General features: G+C 53.5%; 20 protein-coding genes. 8 read left to right on the forward strand and 12 right to left on the reverse strand.

Annotation, left to right across the window (positions count from 1 at the left end):
* Window positions 1-44 precede the first annotated feature (44 nt).
* From MKY64_RS23440 to MKY64_RS23470, 7 genes are all read right to left on the reverse strand, one after another.
* The gene (locus MKY64_RS23440) at window positions 45-1,574 is read right to left on the reverse strand and encodes a hypothetical protein (protein WP_340956068.1); all 1,530 of its coding nucleotides are present in this window, start codon (window positions 1,572-1,574) and stop codon (window positions 45-47) included.
* Window positions 1,567-2,136 (reverse strand): RNA polymerase sigma factor, encoded by a 570-nt coding sequence (locus MKY64_RS23445; RefSeq protein WP_340956070.1) that lies wholly within the window; start codon window positions 2,134-2,136, stop codon window positions 1,567-1,569. The genes MKY64_RS23440 and MKY64_RS23445 overlap by 8 nt, the downstream gene beginning before the upstream one ends.
* Window positions 2,137-2,377: 241 nt before the next feature.
* A complete protein-coding gene (locus tag MKY64_RS23450; RefSeq protein ID WP_340956073.1) occupies window positions 2,378-3,115 on the reverse strand; it encodes a Fic family protein in 738 nt (245 codons plus the stop codon).
* 84 nt (window positions 3,116-3,199) lie between these two features.
* Entirely contained in the window at window positions 3,200-4,138 is a 939-nt protein-coding gene (locus MKY64_RS23455; protein ID WP_340956076.1) for a phosphotransferase family protein, read from the reverse strand.
* Window positions 4,128-5,675, reverse strand: coding sequence for a GGDEF domain-containing protein (locus MKY64_RS23460; RefSeq protein ID WP_340956078.1), 1,548 nt, complete (start codon window positions 5,673-5,675; stop codon window positions 4,128-4,130). The genes MKY64_RS23455 and MKY64_RS23460 overlap by 11 nt, the downstream gene beginning before the upstream one ends.
* Window positions 5,676-5,748: 73 nt before the next feature.
* Entirely contained in the window at window positions 5,749-7,503 is a 1,755-nt protein-coding gene (locus MKY64_RS23465) for an ABC transporter ATP-binding protein (protein ID WP_340956079.1), read from the reverse strand.
* Window positions 7,500-9,233, reverse strand: coding sequence for an ABC transporter ATP-binding protein (locus MKY64_RS23470; protein ID WP_340956081.1), 1,734 nt, complete (start codon window positions 9,231-9,233; stop codon window positions 7,500-7,502). The genes MKY64_RS23465 and MKY64_RS23470 overlap by 4 nt, the downstream gene beginning before the upstream one ends.
* 333 nt (window positions 9,234-9,566) lie before the next feature.
* On the opposite strand from MKY64_RS23470, the gene MKY64_RS33455 reads away from it, so the two are divergent.
* Window positions 9,567-9,656 (forward strand): putative holin-like toxin, encoded by a 90-nt coding sequence (locus tag MKY64_RS33455; protein WP_222850467.1) that lies wholly within the window; start codon window positions 9,567-9,569, stop codon window positions 9,654-9,656.
* Between the two features lie 282 nt (window positions 9,657-9,938).
* Here MKY64_RS33455 and MKY64_RS23475 read toward each other — a convergent pair whose 3' ends face one another.
* From MKY64_RS23475 to MKY64_RS23490, 4 genes are all read right to left on the reverse strand, one after another.
* Window positions 9,939-11,663 carry an AraC family transcriptional regulator gene (locus tag MKY64_RS23475; protein ID WP_340956082.1) on the reverse strand — a complete coding sequence of 575 codons (1,725 nt, stop codon included), beginning with the start codon at window positions 11,661-11,663 and terminating at the stop codon, window positions 9,939-9,941.
* A gap of 51 nt (window positions 11,664-11,714) precedes the next feature.
* Window positions 11,715-12,482, reverse strand: coding sequence for a (2Fe-2S)-binding protein (locus MKY64_RS23480; RefSeq protein WP_340956084.1), 768 nt, complete (start codon window positions 12,480-12,482; stop codon window positions 11,715-11,717).
* Between the two features lies 1 nt (window position 12,483).
* Complete coding sequence (locus tag MKY64_RS23485) at window positions 12,484-13,551, reverse strand: ABC transporter substrate-binding protein (RefSeq protein WP_209875348.1); 1,068 nt, start codon at window positions 13,549-13,551, stop codon at window positions 12,484-12,486.
* 910 nt (window positions 13,552-14,461) lie between these two features.
* Window positions 14,462-15,619, reverse strand: a complete 1,158-nt coding sequence (locus tag MKY64_RS23490) for a 5-methyltetrahydropteroyltriglutamate--homocysteine methyltransferase (protein WP_340956086.1) — start codon at window positions 15,617-15,619, stop codon at window positions 14,462-14,464.
* 223 nt (window positions 15,620-15,842) lie between these two features.
* Between MKY64_RS23490 and MKY64_RS23495 the strand changes: the two genes are divergently transcribed.
* The 6 genes from MKY64_RS23495 to MKY64_RS33460 all read left to right on the forward strand — a co-directional run bounded on the left by MKY64_RS23495 (window position 15,843) and on the right by MKY64_RS33460 (window position 21,148).
* Window positions 15,843-16,475 carry a hypothetical protein gene (locus tag MKY64_RS23495; protein WP_340956088.1) on the forward strand — a complete coding sequence of 211 codons (633 nt, stop codon included), beginning with the start codon at window positions 15,843-15,845 and terminating at the stop codon, window positions 16,473-16,475.
* 75 nt (window positions 16,476-16,550) lie between these two features.
* Window positions 16,551-17,255 (forward strand): response regulator transcription factor, encoded by a 705-nt coding sequence (locus tag MKY64_RS23500; protein WP_339253575.1) that lies wholly within the window; start codon window positions 16,551-16,553, stop codon window positions 17,253-17,255.
* An 83-nt stretch (window positions 17,256-17,338) separates the two neighbouring features.
* Complete coding sequence (locus MKY64_RS23505; protein ID WP_445671731.1) at window positions 17,339-18,295, forward strand: HAMP domain-containing sensor histidine kinase; 957 nt, start codon at window positions 17,339-17,341, stop codon at window positions 18,293-18,295.
* A gap of 44 nt (window positions 18,296-18,339) precedes the next feature.
* Entirely contained in the window at window positions 18,340-19,056 is a 717-nt protein-coding gene (locus MKY64_RS23510) for a cytochrome c biogenesis CcdA family protein (protein ID WP_339312759.1), read from the forward strand.
* Between the two features lie 18 nt (window positions 19,057-19,074).
* Entirely contained in the window at window positions 19,075-20,628 is a 1,554-nt protein-coding gene (gene msrAB, locus MKY64_RS23515) for a bifunctional peptide-methionine (S)-S-oxide reductase MsrA/peptide-methionine (R)-S-oxide reductase MsrB (protein ID WP_340956091.1), read from the forward strand.
* 457 nt (window positions 20,629-21,085) lie between these two features.
* Window positions 21,086-21,148 carry a putative holin-like toxin gene (locus MKY64_RS33460; RefSeq protein WP_445323359.1) on the forward strand — a complete coding sequence of 21 codons (63 nt, stop codon included), beginning with the start codon at window positions 21,086-21,088 and terminating at the stop codon, window positions 21,146-21,148.
* Window positions 21,149-21,156: 8 nt separating this feature from the next.
* Here the strand turns inward: MKY64_RS33460 and galA are convergent, their stop codons facing one another.
* Window positions 21,157-23,928, reverse strand: coding sequence for a beta-galactosidase GalA (galA, locus tag MKY64_RS23520; protein ID WP_340956093.1), 2,772 nt, complete (start codon window positions 23,926-23,928; stop codon window positions 21,157-21,159).
* A gap of 214 nt (window positions 23,929-24,142) precedes the next feature.
* Between galA and MKY64_RS23525 the strand changes: the two genes are divergently transcribed.
* Window positions 24,143-25,909 (forward strand): sensor histidine kinase, encoded by a 1,767-nt coding sequence (locus MKY64_RS23525; protein WP_340956094.1) that lies wholly within the window; start codon window positions 24,143-24,145, stop codon window positions 25,907-25,909.
* Window positions 25,910-25,918: the final 9 nt, after the last annotated feature.

A 25,918-nucleotide genomic window follows, 5' to 3' on the forward strand; every position in this document is an offset into this window, starting at 1 on the left:
GCCAGACAACCCCCGACCGGAGCGCTGCCTGGCGGATGATTCAATTATCGCACACGGAGTTCAACCTGCTGATTCACCTGGACCTGCTCGCGCTGTGTCACGGCATTAATTATTTCCACTTCATACTGCTTCTGCTCAGGGGCCGCAATCCAGACCTCATATTCCCCACGGCCTTCCTGAGCCTGCAGAATGTTCCGCGCGAAGCCCGCCTGATCCCTGTTGCCCGCATAGAACTTGTCATACAGCTCCTGGGACTGAAGCACCTTAGCCATATAGCCTGGGATATTGAAGTCAATGCTCATGCGGTTCTGCGCATCCTGCTTAAGCTTCAGCTTCAGGAACCCGTCTTCATAACGGCTCTCGGTCAGGAGCATCTGCTTGCCGCTGAACAGGATCAATTTGGGCAACATTTCGTCCATGGCCAGAGAGAAGGAGCCTACCTCTGAGAGCTGGACATGCCCGATCTTCAGGTTCAACTGATCGGCTTGCTTACTGAAATACGGCGAAGAAGCAAACTCCAGCCGGATCGTATCGGAGCCGCTGTTGCTGCGTCCTGGCACAGAGTTCAGGCTAGTGTAACCTTTGAACTGGTAGGTGCCGCCTGCGTTATCCGTCAATTCGATGGACGGGTTGCTCCAATCGATATCCAGTAGGCTCTGGTTCTTATTGTTCAGGTGGAGGATAATGTAGGTGCTGAGCGGCGTAATTTTGACCTCCTGCACCTCAATCGCCCGCTGCTCGGAGTGAACAGTAACCGGTATGGACGCCTGCTGCGGGATGATCCGGTCCTGCTTCCACTGACTTTTGTCAAAAGGGACGTCCAAGCTATGCTTCAGCGGAATCGCGCTTCCCGCCTGAGGCTCATAGAAGGTAAAGCTTAGCTTGGACGGGTTCCCCGCCAGGAAATCGGCCACCTGCTGCGGCGACAGCTGCTGCTCGGTCGGCAGAACCAGAATCGGCTCGCCGGTCTGCTCGTCATGGATAAGCTTCATTACCCCGCCTGCTCCAGCACTTGGGAAGTCCTTGCTCGTTACGTGATAACCCGCGTTGCTATAGTCGATCCCTGGTGTTCCGTCCGGCCAGGTAGTTACGCTTCCGCTAATTTTGTCCGACTGGACAAAGACCTTGTATACCAGCCTGTCACTGGTCAGGTACACATCGCTTAGACTCACCTTGGTATCTCCGAAACTCAGCACGACCGGCTGGAACGGCCGGTAATCATGATTGCCCGCATTCTGCACACCATCACTGGTACGCAGCGTGGTCAGCCAGTCGGAGGCCACCGAGAACCCTGGAATGTATTGCACCAGACTGGCGAAGGCCGGTGATACCTGGGCAGAGAATAGTAGGATGGCAACCGCAACCGTTCCGAAGGCAACACCCACCAGCCGCCGCTTCATGCGGGACCGGACCGGACGGCTAGGAGCAGCAGGCTCCGTAGCAGCCGCGTGCATCGCAATATTTTTCGCGAAATTATGCAGGCTCTGTGGTGCAACTTGAAGGCTCAGCATACCGCCCATTTCCTTTACCTGCCGCTGTGTTTCACCCTGTATCCCGTTATTGAACTTAGACATGGAAAATCACCTTCTTCGGATTAATAGATTCATTCAGATTCATCAGCTTCAAGCGCGCATTATGCAATCTGGACTTCACGGTTCCAGCCTTGACGCCCAGCACGTCCGCGATCTCCTCTACGGACATCTCCTGATAGTAATACAACACAATCACTGAGCGGTGGCGCATATCCAGCGACATGACCTGGCCCAGCAGCCGGGCTTGCTCTTCTTGCTTCAAAACAGCCTCCATAGGCTGCTCCCGTTTATCCGCCGGCTCCTCATGATCCCCAAGCGCTTCGGTCTGTCTGAAGTGCCTGGAGCGTGCCCTGGCCAGATCCAGCGCCCGCATCGCGACCAGCCGGTTGAACCAGCTTCTGAAGCTGCGGATTTCTTTGCCGCTCATAATGGCTCTATAGGCTTCCAGCATAGCATTCTGGACTGCATCCTCGGCATACTGCGGGGAATTCAGAATCGCTCTGGCCGTGCTGTAAGCCCGGTCCAGATAAGGCTTCACCAACTGGTAGAATGCATCCTGCTCTCCATCCCGGCACTGCTGCAGCCATACTTGCTCCTGTTCCATCCGCTTCACCTCCTTTTGACTTGTTATACTCTATAGGCGATGGCCGGGCTGATCCGGTTCATCCATCTCTGGAGGATGATTATGGTAACCCACCACAAATCAGGACCACCCGTCCAACGGGTGGTCCTGATTTGTGGTGCCAAAAGTCTTTATGCTCAAATATAAATCGATAGCCTGGGTAGTTTATTAATATATCTTTATTCAGGGAATATTCGACCTTTTTCTTACTACATTTGGCACATTAATTCTGCCGCTCAATCATCCCAAGATAACGATCTAGTTGCTGTTCTTCCAGAGAGGCAATCATATCAGCAAAAGGCTTGATATCCCGGCGCACAGCATAGGCTTCGAGTGCATTGAAGTACTCCAGCCTTGTTTCCTTGGCAATGGATACAGGAAGATAGCCACTTGCGAGCAGCTGATAATTCATTATGAGTCGCGAGGTTCTGCCATTTCCATCGGCGAATGGATGGATACGGACGAACTCGGCATGAGTCCAGGCCGCAAGCTCTATGATATCGGCGTTATCTTTCTGCGCTAAATCAGCATAAAAATTTTTCACTTGCAGATACATTTCATTGGGTACTGGCGGTGTATGCGCTGCTCCGGATATATACACCTCTACATTCCGGTATACCCCACCTATCATAATATTCTCAGTTAACAGAGCATGAATATCCTTAATGATCCCTTCATCCAATGGTTTTTCATCGTTAATGCAGGACTTAATATACTGGTATGCTTTATTATGATTAATAACCTCATATATTTCCCGAAGCATTTTCCCGCCTACGGATATCCCTTCCTCCAGTACCACTTTGGTTTCCAGAAGGGTTAACGTATTGCCCTCTATAGCCGTTGAGTTATGCGTATACTCAAGTTCAAAAGCCTTCACATAGCTTTGGACAGTAAGGTCCGGGATTTGATCTTTTGCCTGATCATATAAGGCCTTTTTGCGCAGTATTTCAGGGTAGCCCATTCAGCCCACTCCTTTCTTCTCCTATCACTAAGTATAGCCTAGGTATTCACTGAATCGACTTCTTAATTTGGAGAAATCATATGGTTACACAACAACCATATCCAAATACCGCCGCAGCCCCGCCTCAGTACCAGGGTCCCTAAGCCACGCCCCCAAGCTCCAAGTCATATAACGCAGGCCGAGATACCGCGAAGCAGCTCTATAGCTCTGCCCGAACGTATCCGCAGGAAGCTCCCATCCCAGCGAAGCCAGCACTTCACGGTATTCTCCAGCTTGAGACCGGTCAACTCGCATCGGGATGTCCAGGAATAACGAGCCGTATCGCGCTTCTTCCCAGTCAATGAACATAACGTCATCATTATTGTGTACCAGTACATTTCCGGGGTTCAGATCATTATGTATAAGCGTGTGAGTGGTCTCATCCTTCCAGACGGCTTCGAGCTCGTCCACGATTTTCCCCGATACGGCATCGATCTCAGAAATATACGTCCCGAAGGTCTCCACGAACCGTTCATTGTGCTTGGCCTCTTCCCATGCGGGCCGCCATACTCCATGAATTATAGTCTCTATATATGCACGGCTAACCCGGGGGAGCCAGGATAACTCCTCCTGTAATCCCCGATTACGGTTATGAATATAAGCCAGCGCCTGCATCTCCTTGTGCTGAAGCATCCCGGTATCCAGATTCTGATAATCCGTCTTATAATCTACGTCCTGAATACACAGAAGCACCCGATGGTCCGAATCCAGATTACCCGCTCTGCTAAAAGGAACATTAGCCCCCTGATCCAATAACCGGTGCATTACCCGCCGTTCAATTCCATTCGCCATTTTGGTAATCACAGAGCTGTGCTCTTGTCTGCCTTCAATCTCCACGAGAATCCTGTGCCGGAATAAATCCACCGCCTGATAGCCAGAGTGTAGCGGAGTGCTGTCGATATCAAGGACCTTTGCCTTATCAGACAGGAATTGCCGCACAGTCTCCTCAATTAAATCCATCCCCCCGCCAATCTCAAATCTCATGATTTCCCTCCGCCTCTCCCCGCTTGATCGCATACATCCGCTTGTCGGCTTGGCGCAAAAGAGCATCCGGAGCCGTTCCGTCCTGCGGATACAAGCTGATGCCGATGCTCATATCGATCTTCAGCTCTTCGCCTTCATAATCCAGCGTGGCCTGTGCAGCCGCCGCCAGCAGCCGGTGCTCCAGCTCTGCGGCGGTCAGCCCGTCCCCGCCCACGGGGCAGAACAGCACGAATTCGTCTCCGCCGAAGCGGGCCGCCAGCCCGTCCGGCTGAACCAGCTGATGGATCATGGCCGCTACCTTGCATAACATCTGGTCCCCGGCCTCATGACCCCAGCGGTCGTTCACCTGCTTGAACCGGTCGAGATCAAGCAGGAGGATGGCTACTTCCCCGCCGCTGCGCTCTGCTTCTGCAAGAGTCTCCTCCAGCTTATCATAGAATTGCCTGCGGTTCGGCAGCCCTGTCAGCGGATCATGGTAGGCCATGAAGGCAATCTGCCGCACATGCTGATTGCGCAGCCGGATGTCCCGGATGAGCAGCACCGCATGGATCTCATGATCCACGGTCACGTAATCTCCGTTAATCATCACCTCGACCGGACTCTCCCCGTTATGCAGAACCATTTCCAGCTCACCGATATCGTCCTGTGCCTTAAGCTTCGCCACGATCTCTGCACCGCCCAGATCGGTAAGGTTAGCCTTCCCCAGGTTCAGACGGCCAAACATCTTACCGGCACTCGGATTCGCTTCCTTAATGCTGCCCGACAACGAGACGAGCAGCGCAGCCTGTGAATTGATCTGGAACATCTTCTTGTAGCGCTGTCCCGCATGATTAAGGAATTCATACCGCTGCATGGACAGCCGCAGCACGAAGCACCAGATCAGTCCTCCGTAGATATACGTATAAGGCGGCAGCATTTCATTGAAGCGGAAATAGCCGAACACCGCTACCCAGAGGAATGTCACCCAGGAGCCATACTCCAGCAGCTTGAAGATACCGCCATGCTCCTGATAATCAGGATCGGCGGCACTCCACTTGCGCGCACTTCGCAGCATGACGATGGGAATGAAGCTAAGCAGCAGACTTGCCGTTAAGGTCCCGTAGTAGGCTGCATTGGCTATCGGCCATTTCCAGACCCCGGATACCATGAACAGCTGGACGGAGGTATAGGAACGTTGACCAATGAGTCCCGCCGGAATAGCCAGCGTTAATATGTGGAACAGATAGGGGTACCATGGCCGGGGCATCCGCTTATGTAAGCCGATTAACCGGGCAATCAGATGGAAGCCCAGCCCTGGAATAAGGATACCGACATTGGCGAACCAGACCGCAGCCAGCAGCGGACTATATTCCATGGGCAGCATATACCGGAAGTACTCCTCCAGGAACATCAGGAAATAGCACAGAATTGTAGCGCTTACCAGACGATGTTCGATCTGCCGCGGGTTGCGCAGCAGCACATCCATTCCCATGTAGAAAAAGAAGAGCATCGGCAGCCAATAAAATACGACAGGTATCCATACATGGGTCGGGCTCATTTCTCTTCTCCTCTACAGTCTGTCACGGACATAGTTAATCTTAATTTTAATATATTACCGGGCGGAGACGCCGTCAATGAACAAGTTCTGTGGTATGGCTTAAGGCGGCGTATTGGCTGCGGAACAGCAGATCATAGGCTTCATTCCGGCCACGCAGGTTAGCATGGGTATCGCAGGCTGCCACCTTCCCGGCTTGCAGAACCAGCACCTTGTCACAGTCTTGAATTGTAGAAAGACGGTGCGCAATCGAGATCATGGTAGTTCCGGCAGACAGACGCTTCAGCTCATTCCTAATGCCGCTCTCATTCTCAGGGTCCAGGGCGCTTGTACTTTCATCGAAAATAATAATGTCCCGCTTCTGCAGCAGCGCCCGCGCAATCGACAGCCGCTGCTTCTGGCCCCCGGAGAGCTTCACCCCCTTCTCCCCGATAACCGTATCCAGCCCCTCTTCCAAGGATGCAATATAGTCATAGATATTGGCGCTGCGGCAGCAGGCAATCAGCTCTGCTTCCGTTGCCCCGTCCCCCGCCAGCAGCAGGTTCTCCCGGATCGTCATATTGAACAGAACAGGCTCCTGCGCCACAATGCTTACCTTGGCCGCCGCACTCCCGCTGTTCACCTCATGCAGATCCGTGCCTCCGATGCGGACGCTCCCGCCCTGAGGCTTCATCTGTCCGGTCAACAGTCTGGCAAGAGTAGACTTGCCGCTGCCGCTCTGCCCTACGATGGCTAGATGTTCCCCCTTCCCCACCGAGAACGAAATCCCGTCCAGTGCGAAAGCATCCTTCCCCTCATAGCGGAACCGCAAATTCTGAACCTCAATCTTTTGTCCGCTAATGCGTTTGTAAGGCCGCTGGTCCGCCTCTGCCTGCAACAGTCCGATCACTTTACTGATATTCACCGAATCATTCTTGTAATTCATCAGGCCATTGCTGATCGTCTCAATGAACCCGAAGAATTGCCCGTAGAAGCTAATGAACACCAGCAGCACACCGACCTCCGAGTAGCCTTTTATTACGAAGAGTCCGCCAATGAAATAGATGAACAGCTGAGTAATGAAGTTCTTGGTGAAGAACGAATAAGTAACGCCCAGATGCTGATAGAGCTGGCTGCGGAACCACACCGGACGGATAGCTGCATAATGCCCGTTCAATTCCTCAAGCTGGGCCTCCTCCAGATTGTTGGTCTTAATATCCTTCCAGTTCTGCAGACTCGCATGTAAAAAAGATTCGTACCCTTTCTGCAGCCTCCATAGCTCCTCCCCCGCCTTCCTCGTTTTCTCACCCAGGAGATTCACGGTCAGCAGGGAGACCGGAACGAAGACGAAGCTAAGGAGGGCGATCCGCCAGTCATAGCTTACAAGAATCACAGCCAGCGCAGCAGCATACAGGACAGCATAGCTGAAATCTAACAGATGAATCGTGAAGAACCGTCCGGCTGCGGCTGAATCCTGCTCGATCCGGCTTTTTAGGTCACCAATACTGTACCCGCTGTACTCCTCATAATCCAGGCTGCTCACTCTATTCAGCAGTTTGCGCTTAAGCCTGAGGTCATACTTCAGAAGCAGCTGGTTGGAGTAGCGCTTGCTGACCGCAATCCCGGCCGTCGTAAGCACGAATACTCCCAGATAACCCGCGATAACCGGCCATAGCCCACTCAGGTGCTTCTCCACCAGCACGCGGTTGACGAGCAGAGAGTACAGGAATAACGGAAGCAGTCCGCAGACCAGATTCCACAGCTTGAACAGCACGAGCGCCAGCAGCGGCTTACGGACACCTTCAATTCCCTGAGTCAGCGCTTTATAGGCGGCCCATCTTGTCATAGTCATACCGCTTCGCCTCCTGCACGCTGTTCGCTGAATAGATCTATGTACGTTTTGTTGCTTCTGATCAGCACGTCGTGAGTATCGTAGCCTGTGATCCGGCCATCCTCCAGCACTGCAATCCGGTCACAGCCTCTAAGCGTGGACAGCCGATGGGCGATGATGATCAGCGTTCGGTCTTGCGCAAGCTCACGGGTCATCTGCCGGATCAGCGCCTCATTCTTGCTGTCGAGGGACGAAGTCGCTTCATCGAAGACCAGAATTTTCGGATTCTTGACCAGGATTCGCGCAATAGCCAGACGCTGCTTTTGGCCGCCCGATAATTCCTGCCCGGAAGTCCCAAGCACCGTGTCCAGCCCCTCCGGGAGATTCAGGACCAGCTCATGCAGCGCAGCTCTCTTAAGTGCTTCGAGTAACAGGCTGTCCTGATCACGGTTATTCGTAAAAGAGAGATTATACCGCAGCGTGTTATTGTACAGAACCGTCTCCTGATGAACCACACCCACCTGACTCCGCAAGCTGTGCAGGTTATATTCGTTCACGTTGCGGCCATCGATCAGAAGCTCGCCGCCGTCAACGGGATACAGATTGCAGAGCAGGCTTCCGAGCGTTGTTTTCCCGGCTCCGCTCCTTCCGGCAATACCCACAGTGCTTCCTCCCTCGACACGGAGATTGAACCCGTCCAGTACCCGCCTCTCCTCCGTATATCCGAAGCTGACATTACGAAATTCAATCTTCCCCTCCTTAATCAGTGTGGGCAGACGGGCTTCCCTGTAGTCCTCTTCCTCTTCATTCAGAAGCTTCGCAACACGCTGCAGGGATATATTCTGGCCCCAGGTATCGGTAATCTTGCTATTGATCGAGCTGAAGTAGGTCACCGCCATATTGAAATAGCTGGCGGCAGCCACAAAAACACCAAGCTGCATCTGCCCTTTCACAATGAGCCGGGCGCAGATGATGAACAGCAGCAGCTGTGCGGCAAGTGTGATGAATGCATTCACCCGCTCGGTGGATACCTCAATTCTTCCATTATCCACATTCTTGTGATGGATAGAGACTGTCCGCCTGAGATAGGTACAGGTTACCAGCCTCCCGGCATTCAGCAGCTTGATCTCCCGCATATTGGCCACAATTTCAAATAAGTACGAGGACAGCCTGCCCTGCTCTGCCGCCAGATCCCGGTTGACCCGAAGCGCTCTTCGCTTGAAATATCTGGAGGCTAAGAACACGACAGGCACCAGCACCACAGTGAACACTCCCAGCAGAACATGATAATAGAACATGAAGCCCACGGCGAACACAATATGCAGCAGATTGGAATACCCCCACAGTCCGCTCCAGAAGAGGAGATTCATAATGTCCTTAGCATCGCGGTTCATCCGGCTGATCAGATCGCCGCTGTACATCCCGGAGAGATCCTTCCCCTTCTGATGCAAAATCTTGCGGAATAGCGCCCGCCGGATATCGAACACGAACCCCGTCATCAGATGGGAGGAGATCAGATTATTAAGCGTTGCCACAATGAATTGATTGAACAGAAGAATGCCGGCATAGATCAGGCACAGCTTCAGGAAGGCCTTCAGATCCTGGTCATAAAAAGCGATATTAATCAGCCGTCCGCCCAGGAACGGATATATCAGATTCACCAGGGTCATTACCGTGGTTACCAGGAAACCGCATACAAAAACCAGCTTGTGCATCCGTATGAACGTCATCACCCATCGTCTTGCAGTCACTGTCCCACCACCTTCCATATATTCACAGAGAGTATTGTAGCACGGATGTTCGCATATGAGCATGAGGAATTTCTCCCTGCTCGAAATGGAAAGTATACTTTACAATATTAATATCATGCGATACATTCACGCTTAAAACTCAAAAAGCAGCGGTTCTCCAATAATGGTAGAATCGCTGCTCTATCTTTAGGGTGGAATCTGTCCTGTACTCACCAAGGCACTACATTCCATATTTTGTATTCAGCGCATATTCAGCAATCAGCTAACATGCTATAATCACAAGAGTGATAGAAGGCTATATGGGCGGCCGGCTAATCTCCTTATAAGGAGGTGATGCCAGTGGAAGTGTACCAAGCATTGACGCTAATGATTTCATTTGCGACTCTGGTTGTGTTAATACTCTCATTCCACAAAAAGAAATAGGCCGCCCCACTCAAAGGTAGCGGTCCTATTTCGATGCAATCCTTGAAGCCTCCGCCCTTAAAAGCGGCTATCGCTCGGAGAGTCGTGTTACCAGCACGGCTCTCTTTGCATTTTACGCTAGTTCTGTGCTTATTATAACACGGTTCAATATAGATTTTAACCACTGTAGCGCTTATTTTAACAAGTGCAGTTGTTTTTTTAACAAATGCACTTGGTATCCTCCCAATATATAATCATATGTCTCAGATGTGAGCAACGGCCGTTCTTGCGGCCTTGATCCGCTCAAGCCAGTAACGCCTGGGCCACCTGATCCAGAATGCAGTTGATGCCTGTCGGTCCATAACAGCCGATCCAGGTAGCAGCATCTACCGGGTATATAAGCTGACGCTTGTCGGCACCTAGCATGCCCCTCACACTGTGCTCTGTCATCGATATTCCCTCCTGCATCCTCTCATTACTAAGCAAAAAGTAGTAGTTGGCATGCACAGACGGCAGTCTGTCAACGGAAATATGGTAAGCCGTGTCGGAGGCGGGTTCCGCCACAAATCGCGGAGCAGGCAGACCAAGGTCGCGGTACAGCACAGCGCCTGTGCGGTGAGAAGCCGTATGTACCCGGACGATGGACTCCCGCGGACGGATCAGAGCTACACTCTTACCCGCGAGTACCGGAGCCAGCTCTGCGGACAGCAATGCCGTACGGCGCAGGTAATCAGCAATAATGCGTTCCGCCTCCGCCTGCTTGCCTGTCAGCTCGCCGAATAGGCGCAGAATCGTCTGCCAGCTCTCATTGCGCTTGAACATGATCACCTGCGCCACCTGGCTTAAGCGTTCATAGTGCGGAGCATGCACCTCAGTGCAGATGATCAGATCCGGGTGCAGCCGTTCAACAGCCAGCAGGTCCGGGTGCTCATAGGTTCCGAGCATTTCCGTTGCCACAAGCCTCTCCCGGAAATAAGCGGGGAAATTCAGCGCCCCGCTTCCGAAGCCTACGCTTCCTGCTGGGGATATCCCCAGCGCATGCAAATGGTCAGCATACTGGACGTCAAGCACAGCGATCCGCCGCGGAGCAGCGGTGACAAGATATTCGCCCCGCAGATGGAAGATCACCGGACCCTGTGGTGACTCGTGCGGGAAGGCCACGCTCTCTGACCGTCCCGAAGGAGCGGAGAGTACAGCGGGAGCTGAAGCGGCAGTGCGCCTGTAGAGCTGCGGGGGAACTCCATAATGCTTCTTGAACGCCCTGCTGAAATAATACATGTCGCGGTAGCCTGTCCGCTCAGCGATCTCGCCGATGGAAGCATCCGTATAACGCAGCATCCGCTCTGCGCTCTCCATCCGCAGCCGGATTACGTATTCCATGGGCCCGAGCCGCTTCTCCTGCTTGAACCGCCGCTGGAGCTGCCGCACGCCGCATCCGGCCAGCGCGGCCAGCTCTTTAAGCCCCAGCTCCTGACGATAGTGCCCCTCGATATAGGCGGCAACAACCTCCACCATATCGGGCTCTACCCCGCCCTGACCGCGTTCATGCTCCATAATAAGCTCGTAGAGCATACCTTGCAGCAGCGCATTGGCATGGAAGCGTTCCAGCCCTTCTCCCCGGCTCCATTTGGCGGCAATTCTCTCCGCCGCCATATGCAGTTCCGCCGGGGACCCGGAATGGTGAATGAACGAAGTGCGCAGCGGGTGATTGCGCTGCGGGAAGAGGACATGTGCAGCTCCCGCCACAGGAATGGCCTTGTAGCTAATAGCTGTATAATGAATGTTGTCTGATTCCGCACTCAGAGTGTAGACTGATCCCTTGACGGCATGACAAGCAAAAGAGGCCTGGACATGGCAGCCTTCACCATTCATCACAAGCCCTCCCTGCCCGCCGATGGCCAGCAGCAGCTGATTAGACGCCAGTCCCGTTTCGCTCAGCACACCGCCGGGCGGCACAGTACCACTGCGCACATCAAGTGTCTTGACCGCTGTATCACTCCATAGACTTGCCTGTTCTTGTTGCGGCATTTCTCTCATCTCCTGACAACAGTATCCTTTGCTTAACGGATAGACCTGCTGTCATTTTAATTGAGATTCATTCTCATTGTCAATTTTCGGACACTTTCTGCAATATTCTCCGGACATCCGGTAGTAAAAGCAACAGGTAATGCGCTTGCTCTTCGCAACCGGAGCCCCGTCATTCCCCTCGGTGAACCGGGTGAATGGATTGCGCCTTGCGCCGAACAATGCGCCGGGAGCCGTCCGGGTCAGATACACAAAATCCTCTTGCATCCGCAGCCTTTCTTCGTCGGATGAGTCTGCTCCAAGGGCATACAGCGGGGCAATACGCACCATTATATTCTCCCACAGCACGGCCATGGAGACGGGGCCCACGGCGGCAAGCGTCTGCAGCAGCGGCGCAAGCCGTACCGCAAAATTCTCCTCAATAACAGCTTCGCGCCACACGGCCCTATCCTCCGGTGGTGAGGCTGACTGAAGCCCGTCCAGTGCCAGGAAAGGGAATGTCGTCTCTTCTGCAGAGGCCGGATGATAGAGGAAGCTTCTGTCCAGCGGGAAGAAGACTTCACGATTATGAACGGTCATGGCGGTCAGTATTGGCGCGATCCACAGATAGCCGATCCGTTTGGCCAGCATGGAAGCCGCAACCTGCATGTCCGGCGCACCGATATAATCCTTAAGCCAGCTGACATACTCGCGGCACACCGCTTCGTCCTGCAGCTCACTCAGAGCAATGGTGCGAACGGTGCCCGCAGGCGGCTCCCCCAGCCTCATCCTGTAATCCTCCGCCAGTTCCCTCCAGGGGGCCGACGACAGATAGTGGTCCATCTCAGTGAGCTCCAAGCAGCGCTTCCGAGGCCTGATCTACAATAATATTAATCGCAAGAGGACCATAGTACGCGATCCAGAGCGTTGAATTCACATCATAGGCACGGTTATTCTTGACTGCATCAAGGGATTTCCAGATCGGACTGCTGGCCAGAGCCTCTGCCTCTTTGGCGAACAGATCATCCGAGAGCAGGAAATAGTGATCTGCCCCGATATCAGAGACAGTCTCCATCGATATTTCAACTGAGGTATCATCCTTGATCGCCTGAACGAACGCTGGAGCCTTTAATCCCAGATCCTCATACAGAATGCTTCCTGTCCGGTGCTCGGGACCATGTACCCGAATTCCTTCCGGTCTTGGACGAATCAGCGCCACCGTCTCGTCGCCCAGCTTCGCCGACAGCTGCTCACGCAGTCCGGTGATTTTGTCCTCGTAGGCCTTCTTCACCACTTCAGCCTCTGCCTGCTTCCCTGTTATTGTACCGATGGTAGCCAGCGTATCCCGCCAATCCTCATAGAAGTCCAGGACGATGGTAGGCGCGATTTTACTAACACTCTCATAGGCCTCCTCCTGAAAATCCGTCATCAAGATCAGATCCGGGTTCAGCGCCACAATTGCTTCCAGATTGGGCTCATCGCGTGTACCCAGGACCTTCACCCCGTCCATTTGAGCACTCAGATATTCCGGGAACTCGTCCTTGGTTCCGGCAACTACGCTGCCTGTCGGTTTCTCTCCAAGCGCGATCAGCTGATCGGCGAATTTCACGTCAAGCACAGCGATCACCTTCGGCTTCTCCGTAAGCGTATATTCGCCCTTGATATGTTTGAAGGTAACCGGGTAGGCTGCTGTAGCCTGTGCCTCCGGTGTTGCCTGCGTCTGTGCTTCAGGCGATGGAGACGGCTCCGCTGATGCAGACGGCTGTGCGGCTGTACCTGCATTCGTGCCTCCCCCAGAACCGCAAGCTGTAAGTACCAGTACCAGCGCCAGCATCCATACCATGAATAATCCTGATTGCCCAGCGGCGAATTTCTTCCTGCCGGCCCCTTGTTTCTGTGTTGCTCTGTTCACGCTGACTCCCCCTGTTATGTATTATGTGATAATGATTTTCATTATCATAATTGTTACAGCGAGTATAGCCGATCTGTAGCCTCTGTTTCCATGTACTTTTGCGACATTGCAGCCGGATAAATGCGACATGGTGTTTAGCTATATAAATTGAACTATTGATTTTTTTGTTTTGGGATGGCCGTGACTCCTGAGAAGTTTTGGACTTCCGGCACTGTTGTGTTTGAATTTCTTGATTAAAACTGCTACGCACGGTGGAAATCCAAACACAGCCTATGCTTACGATGCGAGCTTTCCTGCGGAAAGCTTTCAGGCGGACGCTACCGCTCCTACAGTTCCAAAATTCCCCTCCGCCACTTTTCCCTTAACTTAAATTTTCAAGTTTAATCTATATAGCAGGTGATATAGACGGAAACATTAGGAAATCACCCTACCGGGTGAAGGATGCTGATGCCTTCTCTCACCAGCCGCTTGTATAGAGAATTGCTGCACTTCTTGCAGGATTCCTCCTTACCTATTACTGGCTGAAGTACAATGTTGCATTATTTGCACAAATTTCGGTGTTTAGAGCAGATTAGCGCTGAATTTGCTGCATTTCTTGCAGGATTTCAGCATAGACCGCATCTATGGGGCAGTATTGTTGCACTTCCTGCAGGATTTCTCTATAAATGTTACTGGCTGTGGAGCATAGCGCGACGCTTCATCGCAGCAGCACCCAATGTATTCGGATTTCCGTATACATTGGGCAACTTACCTTCGTGGTAGCATATTGTGTTCGGTTTTTCATATACATTCCATCTGCTCCTCATTCAGATGTTTCAAAGACTACTTAGTTTCATAAACAGCAGCAAGCCCGCATCCTGTTGCCAGATGCGGGCTTGCTTTTATGAACAGCTGCTACCTATTAATGAAGTTAAGCCCAGTATTGCTGGGCAATCTTTTGCCCCTGTCTGATCTTCGCCCATTGCTCCGCTTCCGTCAATTCGTTGCCGCCGTCGCAGGACGCGAAGCCGCATTGGTGGGAGAGCAGTAATCTCTCCTTCGGAATGATCGTGGACGCTTCATCCAGCATGCGGAGGACACGGGTCTCATCGTCAAGCGTACTGGTTTTGGAAGACAGCAAGCCAAGTACAATTTCCGTCTCCGGTCTATCCTTGAACACAGCAAGTGCCTCCAGCGAGCCAGCGCGTTCGTCGTCCCACTCCAGGAAGAAGCGGTCGTACTTCAGCTGCTTCAGGAACAGGTTGGCAATCTTCACATAAGAGCCGCCGCCCATATTCCGGGAATCATAATTACCGCGGCAGTTATGGGTCCACATGAGCAACCCCAGGCTATGTCCGTAATCAATAATGGTGTTGTTAATATCGATGAACTCTGTGGCGAGACTCTGTACTTCCTCGTGGTTGATTTTCTCACCGGTAAATGGCGAATTCGGATTATCGTCCGCGAAAAGCTCCCAGAGGCAGTCGTCGAATTGCAGAATCTTACCGCCAGCGGCTGCGAATTCCCCTACGAAATCCTTATACGCCGTCACCAGACCCGCCTTCAGCTCATCACGGTTCTGGTACACTGCACCCTCGCCGCCAAGGTTATCCGACCAGGACAGCTCTCCGAAGATATGGGATGGCGAAGGCACGCACAGCTTCGTCTCCCGGTCTCCGGCATGAGCCTGAAGCTGGCGGTAGGCCTGAAGGAAGTGGTGATTCTTCCCGCCGAGTTCACCTGTGATGCGCAGACCGATGTCTTTTCGCGTCTCGTATTTGGAAGTACCGTCAATATCTCTGAAGAAATATCCATGATCCGCAATATAGCGTTCAATGCCCTGGAAGCCCCACACGAAGTCCAGATGCCACATCGACTTGGAGTACTCCCCATCCGTCAGAATTGTCAGCCCATTCTCGCTCGCTTGCTCGACTACCGACTGTATCGCCTTCGCTTCACACTGCTCATAGCCCTGGAAATCCTCGTAAAAAGGATACTGGATATCGTCCCGGTGTTCGATTTGCTGCTTATATTCTAATAGCTCCGCCGGACGCAGCAGGCTGCCTACGATCTGAAATCTATCACACATGATTAGCCCTCCTCTAGTTCCACTGTTCTGTCTTTGTGTATAAATTCTAGCATGGAGTGCGGCCTTAGGAGTAACACTTATAACTGATATCTGGCTATAGGGAGAAGTTATACGCTCTTTGCGCTGCCGTAATACAATCGTAAGGTTTCGCTTAGAGAATCGTAAGCTCTGCCGCTTATGCTGTTCCATGTAAACCACTAAAAAGATATGGAGCGTGATAAGCATGGGTAACAGAAAAGCAGGTAAACGGTTCATGATGGCGGCAGTATTGGTACTTTCTCTGGCGGTGTCCGGCATCTCCGGCGCAGCGGCAGGCATCAAGACGATGAAAAAAGACGGCATGGAGCTAATGAACCTAAGACAGGCCGCCATGATGTACGGCTACAGCATTGAATGGAACAGCAAGGACCGCTCCGTATCGCTGATGTACATGGACAAGATGATGGATGACGACAAGATGATGGACGACAACAAGATGATGGATGATGGCAAGATGATGGACGACGGCAAGATGATGAATGATGGCAAGATGATGGATGACGGCAAGATGATGGATGACGGCAAGATGATGGATGACGGCAAGATGATGGACGACGGCAAGATGATGGACGACGGCAAGATGATGGACGACGGCAAGATGATGGACGACGGCAAGATGATGGACGACGGCAAGATGATGGACAACAGCATGAAGCCGGCGGCCAAGATGATCAAGGTAATGATCGGGTCGAAAAAAATGATGGTCGACGGTAAGACCGTCAATCTGAGCATGGCCCCTGCCCTGTACGATGGAAGCACTTATGTGGCGGATACGGTAGTGACCATGTACATGAAGCCTGCCAAGGCCATGAAATAAGACGGGATGAGCGATGCCCTCACCCTGTGATATGATGGAATCAAATGGATTTTTCCGGATATGGGGTGGGTTAGGATGAATGAACGAGTGCTGGTCGCGGATGATGATCCGAATATTACCGATGTCTGCCGCAGATATCTGGAACGGGAAGGGTATCTGGTCACCACCGCCAAGGACGGCTTGGAGGCGCTAGAGCTATGGCGCAGCCAGTCTCCAAGCCTGATTGTGCTCGACTTGATGATGCCACATAAAAATGGCTGGGAAGTGTGCAGCGAGATCCGGCAGACCGAAGATCTTCCGATCATCATGCTGACGGCGCGCGGCGAGGAACAGGACCGGCTAATGGGGCTGACGATGGGTGCGGATGATTATCTGACCAAGCCCTTCAGTCCAAGGGAACTCGTACTGCGGGTGCAGGCGATTCTGCGCAGAATGAGATATGTCCAGGTATCGCCGGCTACCGCCGCTGAGCACACGATCAAGTACGAAGGACTGACCCTCGATGTCGGGAAGCGTACCGTGGAGATCAGCGGGCAGGCGATTGACTTGACGGTGACCGAATTCGAAATGCTGTATCTGCTGGCGAGCCATCCGGGGCAGGTGTTCTCCCGGACGCAGATGCTGAGCAAGATCTGGGATTTCAGCTATGAAGGAGATACGACTACCGTTACGGTGCATATAAGGAGATTACGCGAGAAGATCGAACAGACTCCCTCTGACCCGAAATACATCAAGACGGTCTGGGGAATCGGCTATAAGTTTGCGGGTGATGGCATCTAATGAAGCTGCGTACCTATCTACTATTGTCCAGTCTTACGGGGATCGGCGTATTGCTAGTCTGTCTATTCGTCAGTTATTCCCGGATGCTGCTGACCATCGATCAGCTATATTATCTGTCCGGCATCACAGCCGGGATCGGCCTGTTCTCCTTCATCCTCCAGCATCTGCTGACACGGCCGGTGGAGAAGTCCATTGCCCGGATTACGGAGCAGACGGTACGGATTGCCGAGGGGGATTTTCACACCGAAGTCCCCACGATCGGCCCGCACGAGTTCAAGCTGCTGGCCCGGCAATTCAATGAGATGAGCAGTAAGCTAAAAGAGAGCTTCGACCATCTCCACCAGTCCGAATCCGCCCGCCGGGAGCTGATCGCGAATGTCTCCCACGATCTGCGGACCCCTCTTGCCTCCATTCAGTCGTTCGTGGAAGCGCTGGAGGATGACGTGATCAAGGACGAAGAGACCTTCCAGCGGTATCTGAATACGATCCGGCTGGAGACGAAGCGGCTGGCGGGGCTGATCCAGGACCTCTTTGAGCTATCCAGTCTGGAGGCGAGCGGCGGAACCTTCGACCCGCAGCCCTGCCATGCAGATGAGCTGCTGATCAGCACGCTGGAGAGCTTCTCCTTCCATCTGGCGGAGAAGCGGCTGAAGGCCGAGATTGAGCTGCCGGATAAGCTGCCCGCGGCCCTGATGATGCCCACGCAGATCAAGCGGGTACTGTCCAATCTTGTGCAGAATGCCATTCAACATTCTCCTGAAGAAGGCCATATCGTGCTGTCCGCCGCCGAGGAAGGCCCGTTCCTGCGGATCGCCGTTAGCGATGAGGGGCAGGGAATTGAAGCGGCGGAGACCGCACGGATCTTCGAACGGTTCTACCGGATAGATAAATCGCGCAGTAAGAATAGCGGAGGCGCCGGACTGGGTCTTGCTATCGCACAATCCATTGTGGAGCTGCATGGCGGCAAGATTGGTGTAGAGAGCAATAAGGGTTCAGGAAGCTGCTTCTGGTTCACTGTTCCCATCTACACCAGCCGGTAAGCCTTAGCGTTAGAGAAGCAGTACTCATATAGGTGGTGACAGAGATGGCTGGTGATTTTGTATTCCTGTTCGGCGTTTTCGGCGCAGGGGTATTATCGTTTTTTGCACCCTGTATTCTGCCGCTGCTTCCGGTCTATGTCTCGTATCTGTCCGGAAGCCTGGCGGGCAATGTGAATCAGGGCGGGGTGGACACAGGCTCCTTGCGGTTCCGTTCGGTATTCATGCTGCGGACCCTAATCTTCGTGCTTGGACTGTCTGTGGTCTTCATCACCCTGGGCTTCGGCTCCGGTATTCTTGGCAATGTCATTTCAAGCTCCAGGTTCATTGCCGTCTGCGGAGCGATTGTCATCTTATTCGGAATCTACCAGACCGGACTGATCAAGATCTCCTGGCTGGAACGGGAAAAAAAGCTGTCCAGTCCCCGCGCAGCACGAGGAGGATATATCGGGGCCTTCCTGCTCGGCCTGACGTTCAGCTTCGGGTGGACGCCGTGCATCGGCCCGGTACTTGCGGGCATTCTCAGTATCGCCGCTGGGGAAGGCTCCCCTGCCTATGGAGGATTCCTCATGCTGCTGTACACGCTGGGTCTGGCGATTCCTTTTCTCGTACTATCCGTCTTCTCGGACTATCTGGTGCAGCGGATTCGCCGCTTGTACCGGTTCATGGGAGGGATCAAGATCGCCTCCGGCTGTATGCTGATCGCCATGGGGCTGCTGCTAATGACAGACCAGCTGAATACGATTGTGAGCTGGATTCAATAACCGGTGGAGGAATCTGGTATGAAAAAGATATGGAAGTGGATGGGATATATGCTGGTGATTGGCGGCCTGCTGTCGATCCTGGCTGCATGCGGTGCGAAGCCCGATACAGCATCCGGCAAGACGGACTCCCCGGCAACCATGAACAAGGGGAAGCCAGCACCCGCATTCGCATTAAATGATCTGAAGGGCGACCCTATGAAGCTGGAGGATCTGAAAGGCAAGAACGTGTATGTGAAATACTGGGCCTCCTGGTGCTCCATCTGTCTTGCCGGTCTGGAGGAACTGAATACGCTGGCCGGACAGGAGAAGGATTTCCAGGTGGTATCGATTGTAACTCCCGGCTACAAAGGCGAGAAATCCGCCAAGGAGTTCACGGACTGGTTCAACAAGCAGTCGTATGACAATCTGACCGTGCTGCTCGATGAAGATGGGACATGGGCCAAGGAGTTTCAGGTACGGGCGTATCCCAGTTCTTTTTATATCGATGAAGAAGGGGTGCTGGTGAAGTCCCTCCCGGGTCATGCCTCCAACGAGCAGATTAAGGACACCTTCGCGGGAATGAGCTCCGCCTCAGCCGCCGCTCCAGTTCCAGCGGTCAAGACCGCAAGTATAGCTGACAAGGATCTGCGTGACCTGTATCTGGCGGGCGGCTGCTTCTGGGGCGTTGAGGCGTATATGGCCCGCATTCAGGGAGTTCAGGACGTCACCTCAGGCTATGCCAACGGGAAAGGTGAGAATCCGACCTACGAGGATGTCATTCGCGGGGACCGGGGGTTCGCGGAGACTGTGCATGTGAAGTATGATCCGAAGCAGGTCACCCTGAAGCAGCTCCTGGAAGCTTATTTCAAGGTCGTTGATCCGACCAGCCTCAACAAGCAAGGTAATGACCGGGGCGTTCAATACCGGACAGGAATCTACTATTCGTCCCCGGAGGATACAGCTGTTATCCAGCAGGCCGTAGCCCAGGAGCAGACCAAATATGACAAGAAGATTGTAACGGAAGTCCTTCCTCTGGAGAACTACTATCTGGCGGAGGAATATCATCAGGACTACTTAGAGAAGAACCCGAACGGGTATTGCCACATTGACTTAAGCATCCTGGATGAGCAAGAGCCGGTTATCGATCCGGCCCAGTACCCGCGCCCTTCCGACGCAGAACTGAAGGAGCGATTAACCGCCGACCAATACGCTGTAGCCGTCAAGAATGACACCGAGCGTGCCTTCAGCAACGACTATTGGGATAATTATGAGCCTGGCCTGTATGTCGATATCGCCACGGGTCAGCCCCTCTTCTCCAGCAAGGATAAATACGATTCCGGTTGCGGCTGGCCCAGCTTCACGAGGCCCATTGCCCCGCAGGTCGTCACCTATGATACGGATACCAGCTTCGGCATGGAACGCACCGAGGTCCGCAGCCAATCCGGCGACATTCATCTGGGCCACGTCTTCGACGACGGTCCCGCTGACCGCGGCGGCAAGCGCTACTGCATCAACAGCGCCTCTATCCGCTTCATCCCTCTAGACCAGATGGAGGGGGAGCATTACGGGTATTTGCTCGGGTTGGTGGAGTAGATTAGGTGAAACGTACAGACGAAGAGTGTCTCATAAAAAGATCGCCCTCCATCCGCTCAACAGAGCGGTGTGGAGGGCGATTGTTATTTCTTAAGTTCCCATCATCCAGCCTGCCCCAAGTGAATAAGGGGACTTCCTGGGCAGCCGACATTGTCACGTGAATCTGCCGACTTAAAAATCCTGCCTATAATACAACATTCCCCTGTTTATTTCGGCTCAATTTCAAAATTGTTGTACAAAAGTAAACATTTCCTCTTCTGCATGCGGATTAACCCGACAATTGTTGCAATTTGTGCAACAAGCCTCACAAACACACGGCATCTTGGGATTCAAGTTGCAAAAATTACAACATTTTTACTGATGCAGCTTATAGATAACCAAGTAGAAACGGCTACACCGTCCTTTTAAAGGAGGGGCCGTTTCATTTGCTCTTTGGTCCGCATCCAGTGACTTCAGTGTGCTAATGTTCATGTTCGGCATGTTCATTATCGCGCTGCTAAACTACCTCCAAAAGAAATAGACCGCCCCCTACCCCCTCAACCCCATCGAGACCGCACCGTTAATGCCCGGCTTGTACACATCCGGCTGAATGCCGACCAGCACGGACAAAACCGTCTCATCGCCAAGCTCCACATCGTCAAGCGCAACCTCCAGGGTCATTGGCCATGGAGAGGACTGCTTGGCCAGCAGCCGGCCATTGACATAGATTTCGGTATCCCCGCTAAGCGCATGGAAATATAGATATGGGCTGCTGCTCTTCTCACGCTCTGTGAGGGCGATGGAGCTGCGGTAAATCACATAGCCGTCTGCTCCCTGGAGCAGCTGCTGCGGCCCGAAGCTGACGTCGACCTTCTCCCAGGAATTCATATCCGTAGGATGAATCTCCACATTGGGGTCGGGACGCTCCGGAGAGAGCTCCTGTGTCAGCAGCCAGTTGTTAATATACCGCTCGTGAACGGACAATACATAGGGAGGCTCCTCCGCCGCTTCTACCGGGATGACCTGCACCAGAGGCTGCAAACCTTCCCCCTGAAGCGTCAGTTCAATAGCGGTATGCCCCGCATCGCTGCCAACGCTGCCAACAATCAGCTGGAGACAGCCATTGAACAGGCAGCGCTCCATGAGATGATCCGGCTCGTGGGAGTTGGGATTGCCATTGCCCGCTCCCAGAATAATGCCGCTGCCAGTTAATGAGAAGGAGACCTGCTGCCCCGCCGTCTCCACAAACCGCCCTGCGGCGTCGATGGCGTAGACATTCACCACGACCGCGTCCCGCCCGTCGCCAAGCAGGGCCTTCTTGCTCGTCTCCACGCGCAGCGCGCAAGCTGCCCCGGACGTTATTTTCTCATCCACAGCGACCCGCTTGCCCTGACGATACCCCTCCAGCCGTAGCGTTCCCGGCTCGTAAGGAATTTCCCATTGGCATTGCTCATAGAGTTCAACAGCCTGTCTGTACCGCAGCTCCCCGTTGACATACAGCTCCACTTCATCGCAGTTGGTATGTGTCATGACGGTCACTGGCTGCCCTTCCTTCCCCGGCCAGTTCCAGCCGCCCGCGATATGCGCAACCGGCTCGTCCAGCCAGAACGCCTGGTACAGGTAATACGAATCCTTCGGGAATCCGCAGGTATCCAGGATGCCGAAATGGGTACTGACGCTGGGCCATTCATAAGGCGTCGGCTCGCCGCGGTAATCGAAGCCTGTCCAGACAAAGGTGCCCATCATATAGTCGCGGGTATTAATGGCTTGCCACGACTCTCTTGCGGTGTTGCCCCAATTCGCCCGTTCCCGGTCATAGCTGTCAAAAAACTGCAGCGCGGTATCGCTGACGTAAGTCCCTCTTGTGGCAAAAGCACTGACCGTCTCGGACCCGATCATCGGCTGGCCCGGATGCTTCTCATGGAAGCGGTCGTAGCCGCCATGCATATAGTTGAATCCGGCAATATCCATCACGTCGACCGTTCCGCCGTCTTCCATAACGCCGCCGTTCATGGCCCCGAGAACCGGACGGGTATCGTCCAGACGCAGGATCGCCTGCTTCATCCGCTTGAACATTTTGCGTCCGACCGGTGTGCCCTGCAGCGGTTCTTCATTGAACAGGCTATAGAATACAACAGACGGATGATTACGGTCGCGCGTCACCATATTCTCCACCTGGCGCAGCCCTTCCGGCGAGCTGTCAAAGTTGCGGTTCTCGTCCATCACCAGCATGCCGAGACGGTCGCAGGCCTCCAGCAGCTCCGGCGCAGGATTGTGATGGGCACAGCGGTAAGCGTTGCTTCCCATAGCCTTCAGCCGTGCAATCCGGTATTCATGCAGCGCGTCCGGCAACGCTACGCCAACTCCGGCATGGTCCTGATGGTTGCAGGTGCCCTTGATCTTGAGCGGGCGTTCATTAAGATAGAATCCGGTATCGGGGCAGATCCGGATGCTGCGGTAACCATAAGAAGTCGTGACCGTGTCCCGCTCTTCTCCGTCCACCAGCAGGGTGGAGTGCAGCTTGTACAGGTGGGGAGCATCCACATCCCACAGCAGCGGCGAGCTAACAGGCAGCTCCTGCTTCAGAACGGCGGCTTCCCCCGCTTCCGCGCGGCCTGCAGTCCGCTCCTCCGCCACAACTGCTCCGTCAGCATGTACCACACGGGACAGCAGTTCAAACTCCGACGCCGTCTCCCGCTCATTCGTAATCCTCGTCTCCACGTTCGTCAACCAGTTCTCCCCGTCCTGCTTCACCGGATTGACCCAGATGCCGCGGTCTGCGATGGACAGCGGATCTTTCTTCGTAAGCCACACATGGCGGTAGATGCCCGCACCTTCATACCACCAGCCCTCGGACACCGAGGCATCGACCTTCACCACCAGCAGATTGGGGCGGTCGCCATAGAAGACGTTGTCCGTGATATCCACAACGAAGCTGGTATAGCCGCAGAAGTTCCGCCCCAGCACGCTGCCGTTCAAATAAATCGTCGCATAGGTGGCGATGCCGTCGAACTCCAGCAGCAATTGTCTGCCGTTGTCAGACGGCTCCAGCTTGAACTTCTTGCGGTACCAGCCAATGCCGCGCGGCTTGTAGCCGAAGTCCGGCACCCCGCCTTCACGGTCGAACGGCTGGCGGTAAGACCAGTCATGCGGCAGCCCTACCGTCTCCCACTTATTATCGTTCCATTCGATGCTGGCCGCTCCCATGATGCCGCCTGCTTTGGCGTTGCCGTATACCGCTTTGTGGCTGTTCTCCACCGGGATAGCTATATCTCCGTGATGGAACAGCCAATCCTTGTCCATGCTTAACCGTTCTCTCATTTAGGTCAAAACCTTTCTGCGTTGTAATACTTCTATTGTAGAAAAGCGGAACGAAAGACGTTAGTACAAAGGGAGGGAACCAATCGCACAAAATGAACATTAATTCATTTTCGATTGTTCTTTTGGACGGCAGCATTCATAGTAGATCATAAATACCCATACGGCTACCGGCTTCCCGGACCCGTAAAGATCTGCCGCAGAAGGTGACAACGCTATGATATCCAAACGAAGAAACAGCATTATGGTCAAAATGATTGTGTTCTATACCATTCCCTTTATTCTACTCTCCGTCCTGCTCGTGTGGAACAGCACCCATACTACGCGCAACATCCAGGACAGCTTCATCACCAATATGTCCCATGCCTTCGACCAATCCTATCGGGATATTGAAGGCCGCATCCAGGTGGCATCGGATCTGACCTCCATGGTCAGCCGGAACAACAAAATGCTCGAATTCATCAATGACCCCTATCTGGGGGATCAATCGGAATTTCTGAAGGAATATCTGGACACCGTCACGCCCATTATCAAATATGCGACCGCTTTCTCAGAGAGTGACGACTATTCCATCCGTGTCTATATGGGGAATGACGCCATCCCGGAGTCGTGGCCTTATTTCTTTCATCTGAGCAACTACTCTTCTCATCCCAAGCTACAGCAATTTGTGCAAAAGGATTCGGAGACCCGGCTGTGGCTGCTGCCGGATGACCGTGAGCTGGGCCCCGCCAGCTTACACGATGAGCGCAGGAAGTATACGCTGCTTACCAAGCTGTATTCGCCTGCCCGCGGCATGCTGGGACTGGCCGTGGTTACGCTGGCCGAGGACAGCCTGTTCAGCATCGAGGAGGAGCCCGCCAATCTGTCGAACGCCCAATTCCTCTATGCCGGCGGCCATATTGGTCTGTCTACCGCAGAGCTGGACGAAGCAGAGGAAGCAGCCATCCTGCAGCAGCATATCGGCGATAAGAGAGCTTATTTTATCCAGGGAGAATATTTATATTTGCATCGTAACCTCGATTCCATCGGCCAGAGCCTCGTGTATAAGGTATCACTGGAGCAGCTCAATGCCTCTGTCCGCAAAAATGTCTGGAATCAGATCCTGCTGATCGTGTTCAGTATTCTGCTGCTGATGATCACTTGTTATTTCATGTTCAAAATGATTTTTCTGCGGCTCAACAAAATTGTGTCGGTCATGCGCCAGGTCATTACCGGCAACAATTCGATCCGCATTCCCGATAACAGGCCGGATGAGCTGGGACAGCTCGCGCATGATTTCAACGATCTCATCGAGCGCAATAACGAGCTGATCCACCGGGTGGTCATGAAGGAGCGGCTGCGCAAGGAAGCACAGATCAAGGCGCTGCAATATCAGATCAACCCGCATTTCATATACAACACTCTAGACATCTTCCGGATGCAGCTGATTAAGGCCAGGATCTTCGATACGGCGGACCGGCTGGCGGATTTCGGGCAGATCCTGCGCTACAACCTGAGCGACAATACCCTGCATACGACGCTGAACGAGGAGATCGGCTTAATCCGCAAGTACGTCAGTCTGCAATCGCTGAGCAGCAGCAAGGAGATCAGGCTGGACATCGAGGTCCAGGAATCATTAAAAACCTTTCCGGTGATCAAGTTCCTGCTCCAGCCGATCGTCGAGAACAGCATTAAATATGGGCAAACCGCCCGGCGGGAGCTGCTGCATATCCAGGTGCGGGCCTACGCCATTCAGCAGCAGGTCATCATCGATATCACCGATAACGGCTGGGGGATGGAGGAAGAACAGATTGCCGGCCTGAATGAACAGTTTCGCGCCCCGCTCCATTACGAGGACCCTGCGGCCGAGCCGCCCCGCCGCTCCATCGGCCTGCACAATATCAACTCCAGACTGCGCCTGTATTACGGCGACGCCTACCCCATTACCATGGAGGGCAAGAGCAATGACTATACGAAGGTTCAGATTCGAATTCCTTATGAATGAGAGGGCTCA

Source organism: Paenibacillus sp. FSL R7-0210 (assembly GCF_038009085.1).
GTDB lineage: Bacteria > Bacillota > Bacilli > Paenibacillales > Paenibacillaceae > Paenibacillus_AQ > Paenibacillus_AQ silagei.

Coding starts and splice junctions, on each gene's coding strand:
- MKY64_RS23440 (WP_340956068.1), bottom strand. CDS start 1,574: ATGTCTAAGTTCAATAACGGGATACAGGGTGAAACACAGCGGCAGGTA.
- MKY64_RS23445 (WP_340956070.1), bottom strand. CDS start 2,136: ATGGAACAGGAGCAAGTATGGCTGCAGCAGTGCCGGGATGGAGAGCAG.
- MKY64_RS23450 (WP_340956073.1), bottom strand. CDS start 3,115: ATGGGCTACCCTGAAATACTGCGCAAAAAGGCCTTATATGATCAGGCA.
- MKY64_RS23455 (WP_340956076.1), bottom strand. CDS start 4,138: ATGAGATTTGAGATTGGCGGGGGGATGGATTTAATTGAGGAGACTGTG.
- MKY64_RS23460 (WP_340956078.1), bottom strand. CDS start 5,675: ATGAGCCCGACCCATGTATGGATACCTGTCGTATTTTATTGGCTGCCG.
- MKY64_RS23465 (WP_340956079.1), bottom strand. CDS start 7,503: ATGACTATGACAAGATGGGCCGCCTATAAAGCGCTGACTCAGGGAATT.
- MKY64_RS33455 (WP_222850467.1), top strand. CDS start 9,567: ATGCCAGTGGAAGTGTACCAAGCATTGACGCTAATGATTTCATTTGCG.
- MKY64_RS23475 (WP_340956082.1), bottom strand. CDS start 11,663: ATGCCGCAACAAGAACAGGCAAGTCTATGGAGTGATACAGCGGTCAAG.
- MKY64_RS23480 (WP_340956084.1), bottom strand. CDS start 12,482: ATGGACCACTATCTGTCGTCGGCCCCCTGGAGGGAACTGGCGGAGGAT.
- MKY64_RS23490 (WP_340956086.1), bottom strand. CDS start 15,619: ATGTGTGATAGATTTCAGATCGTAGGCAGCCTGCTGCGTCCGGCGGAG.
- MKY64_RS23495 (WP_340956088.1), top strand. CDS start 15,843: ATGGGTAACAGAAAAGCAGGTAAACGGTTCATGATGGCGGCAGTATTG.
- MKY64_RS23500 (WP_339253575.1), top strand. CDS start 16,551: ATGAATGAACGAGTGCTGGTCGCGGATGATGATCCGAATATTACCGAT.
- MKY64_RS23505 (WP_445671731.1), top strand. CDS start 17,339: ATGCTGCTGACCATCGATCAGCTATATTATCTGTCCGGCATCACAGCC.
- MKY64_RS23510 (WP_339312759.1), top strand. CDS start 18,340: ATGGCTGGTGATTTTGTATTCCTGTTCGGCGTTTTCGGCGCAGGGGTA.
- msrAB (WP_340956091.1), top strand. CDS start 19,075: ATGAAAAAGATATGGAAGTGGATGGGATATATGCTGGTGATTGGCGGC.
- galA (WP_340956093.1), bottom strand. CDS start 23,928: ATGAGAGAACGGTTAAGCATGGACAAGGATTGGCTGTTCCATCACGGA.
- MKY64_RS23525 (WP_340956094.1), top strand. CDS start 24,143: ATGATATCCAAACGAAGAAACAGCATTATGGTCAAAATGATTGTGTTC.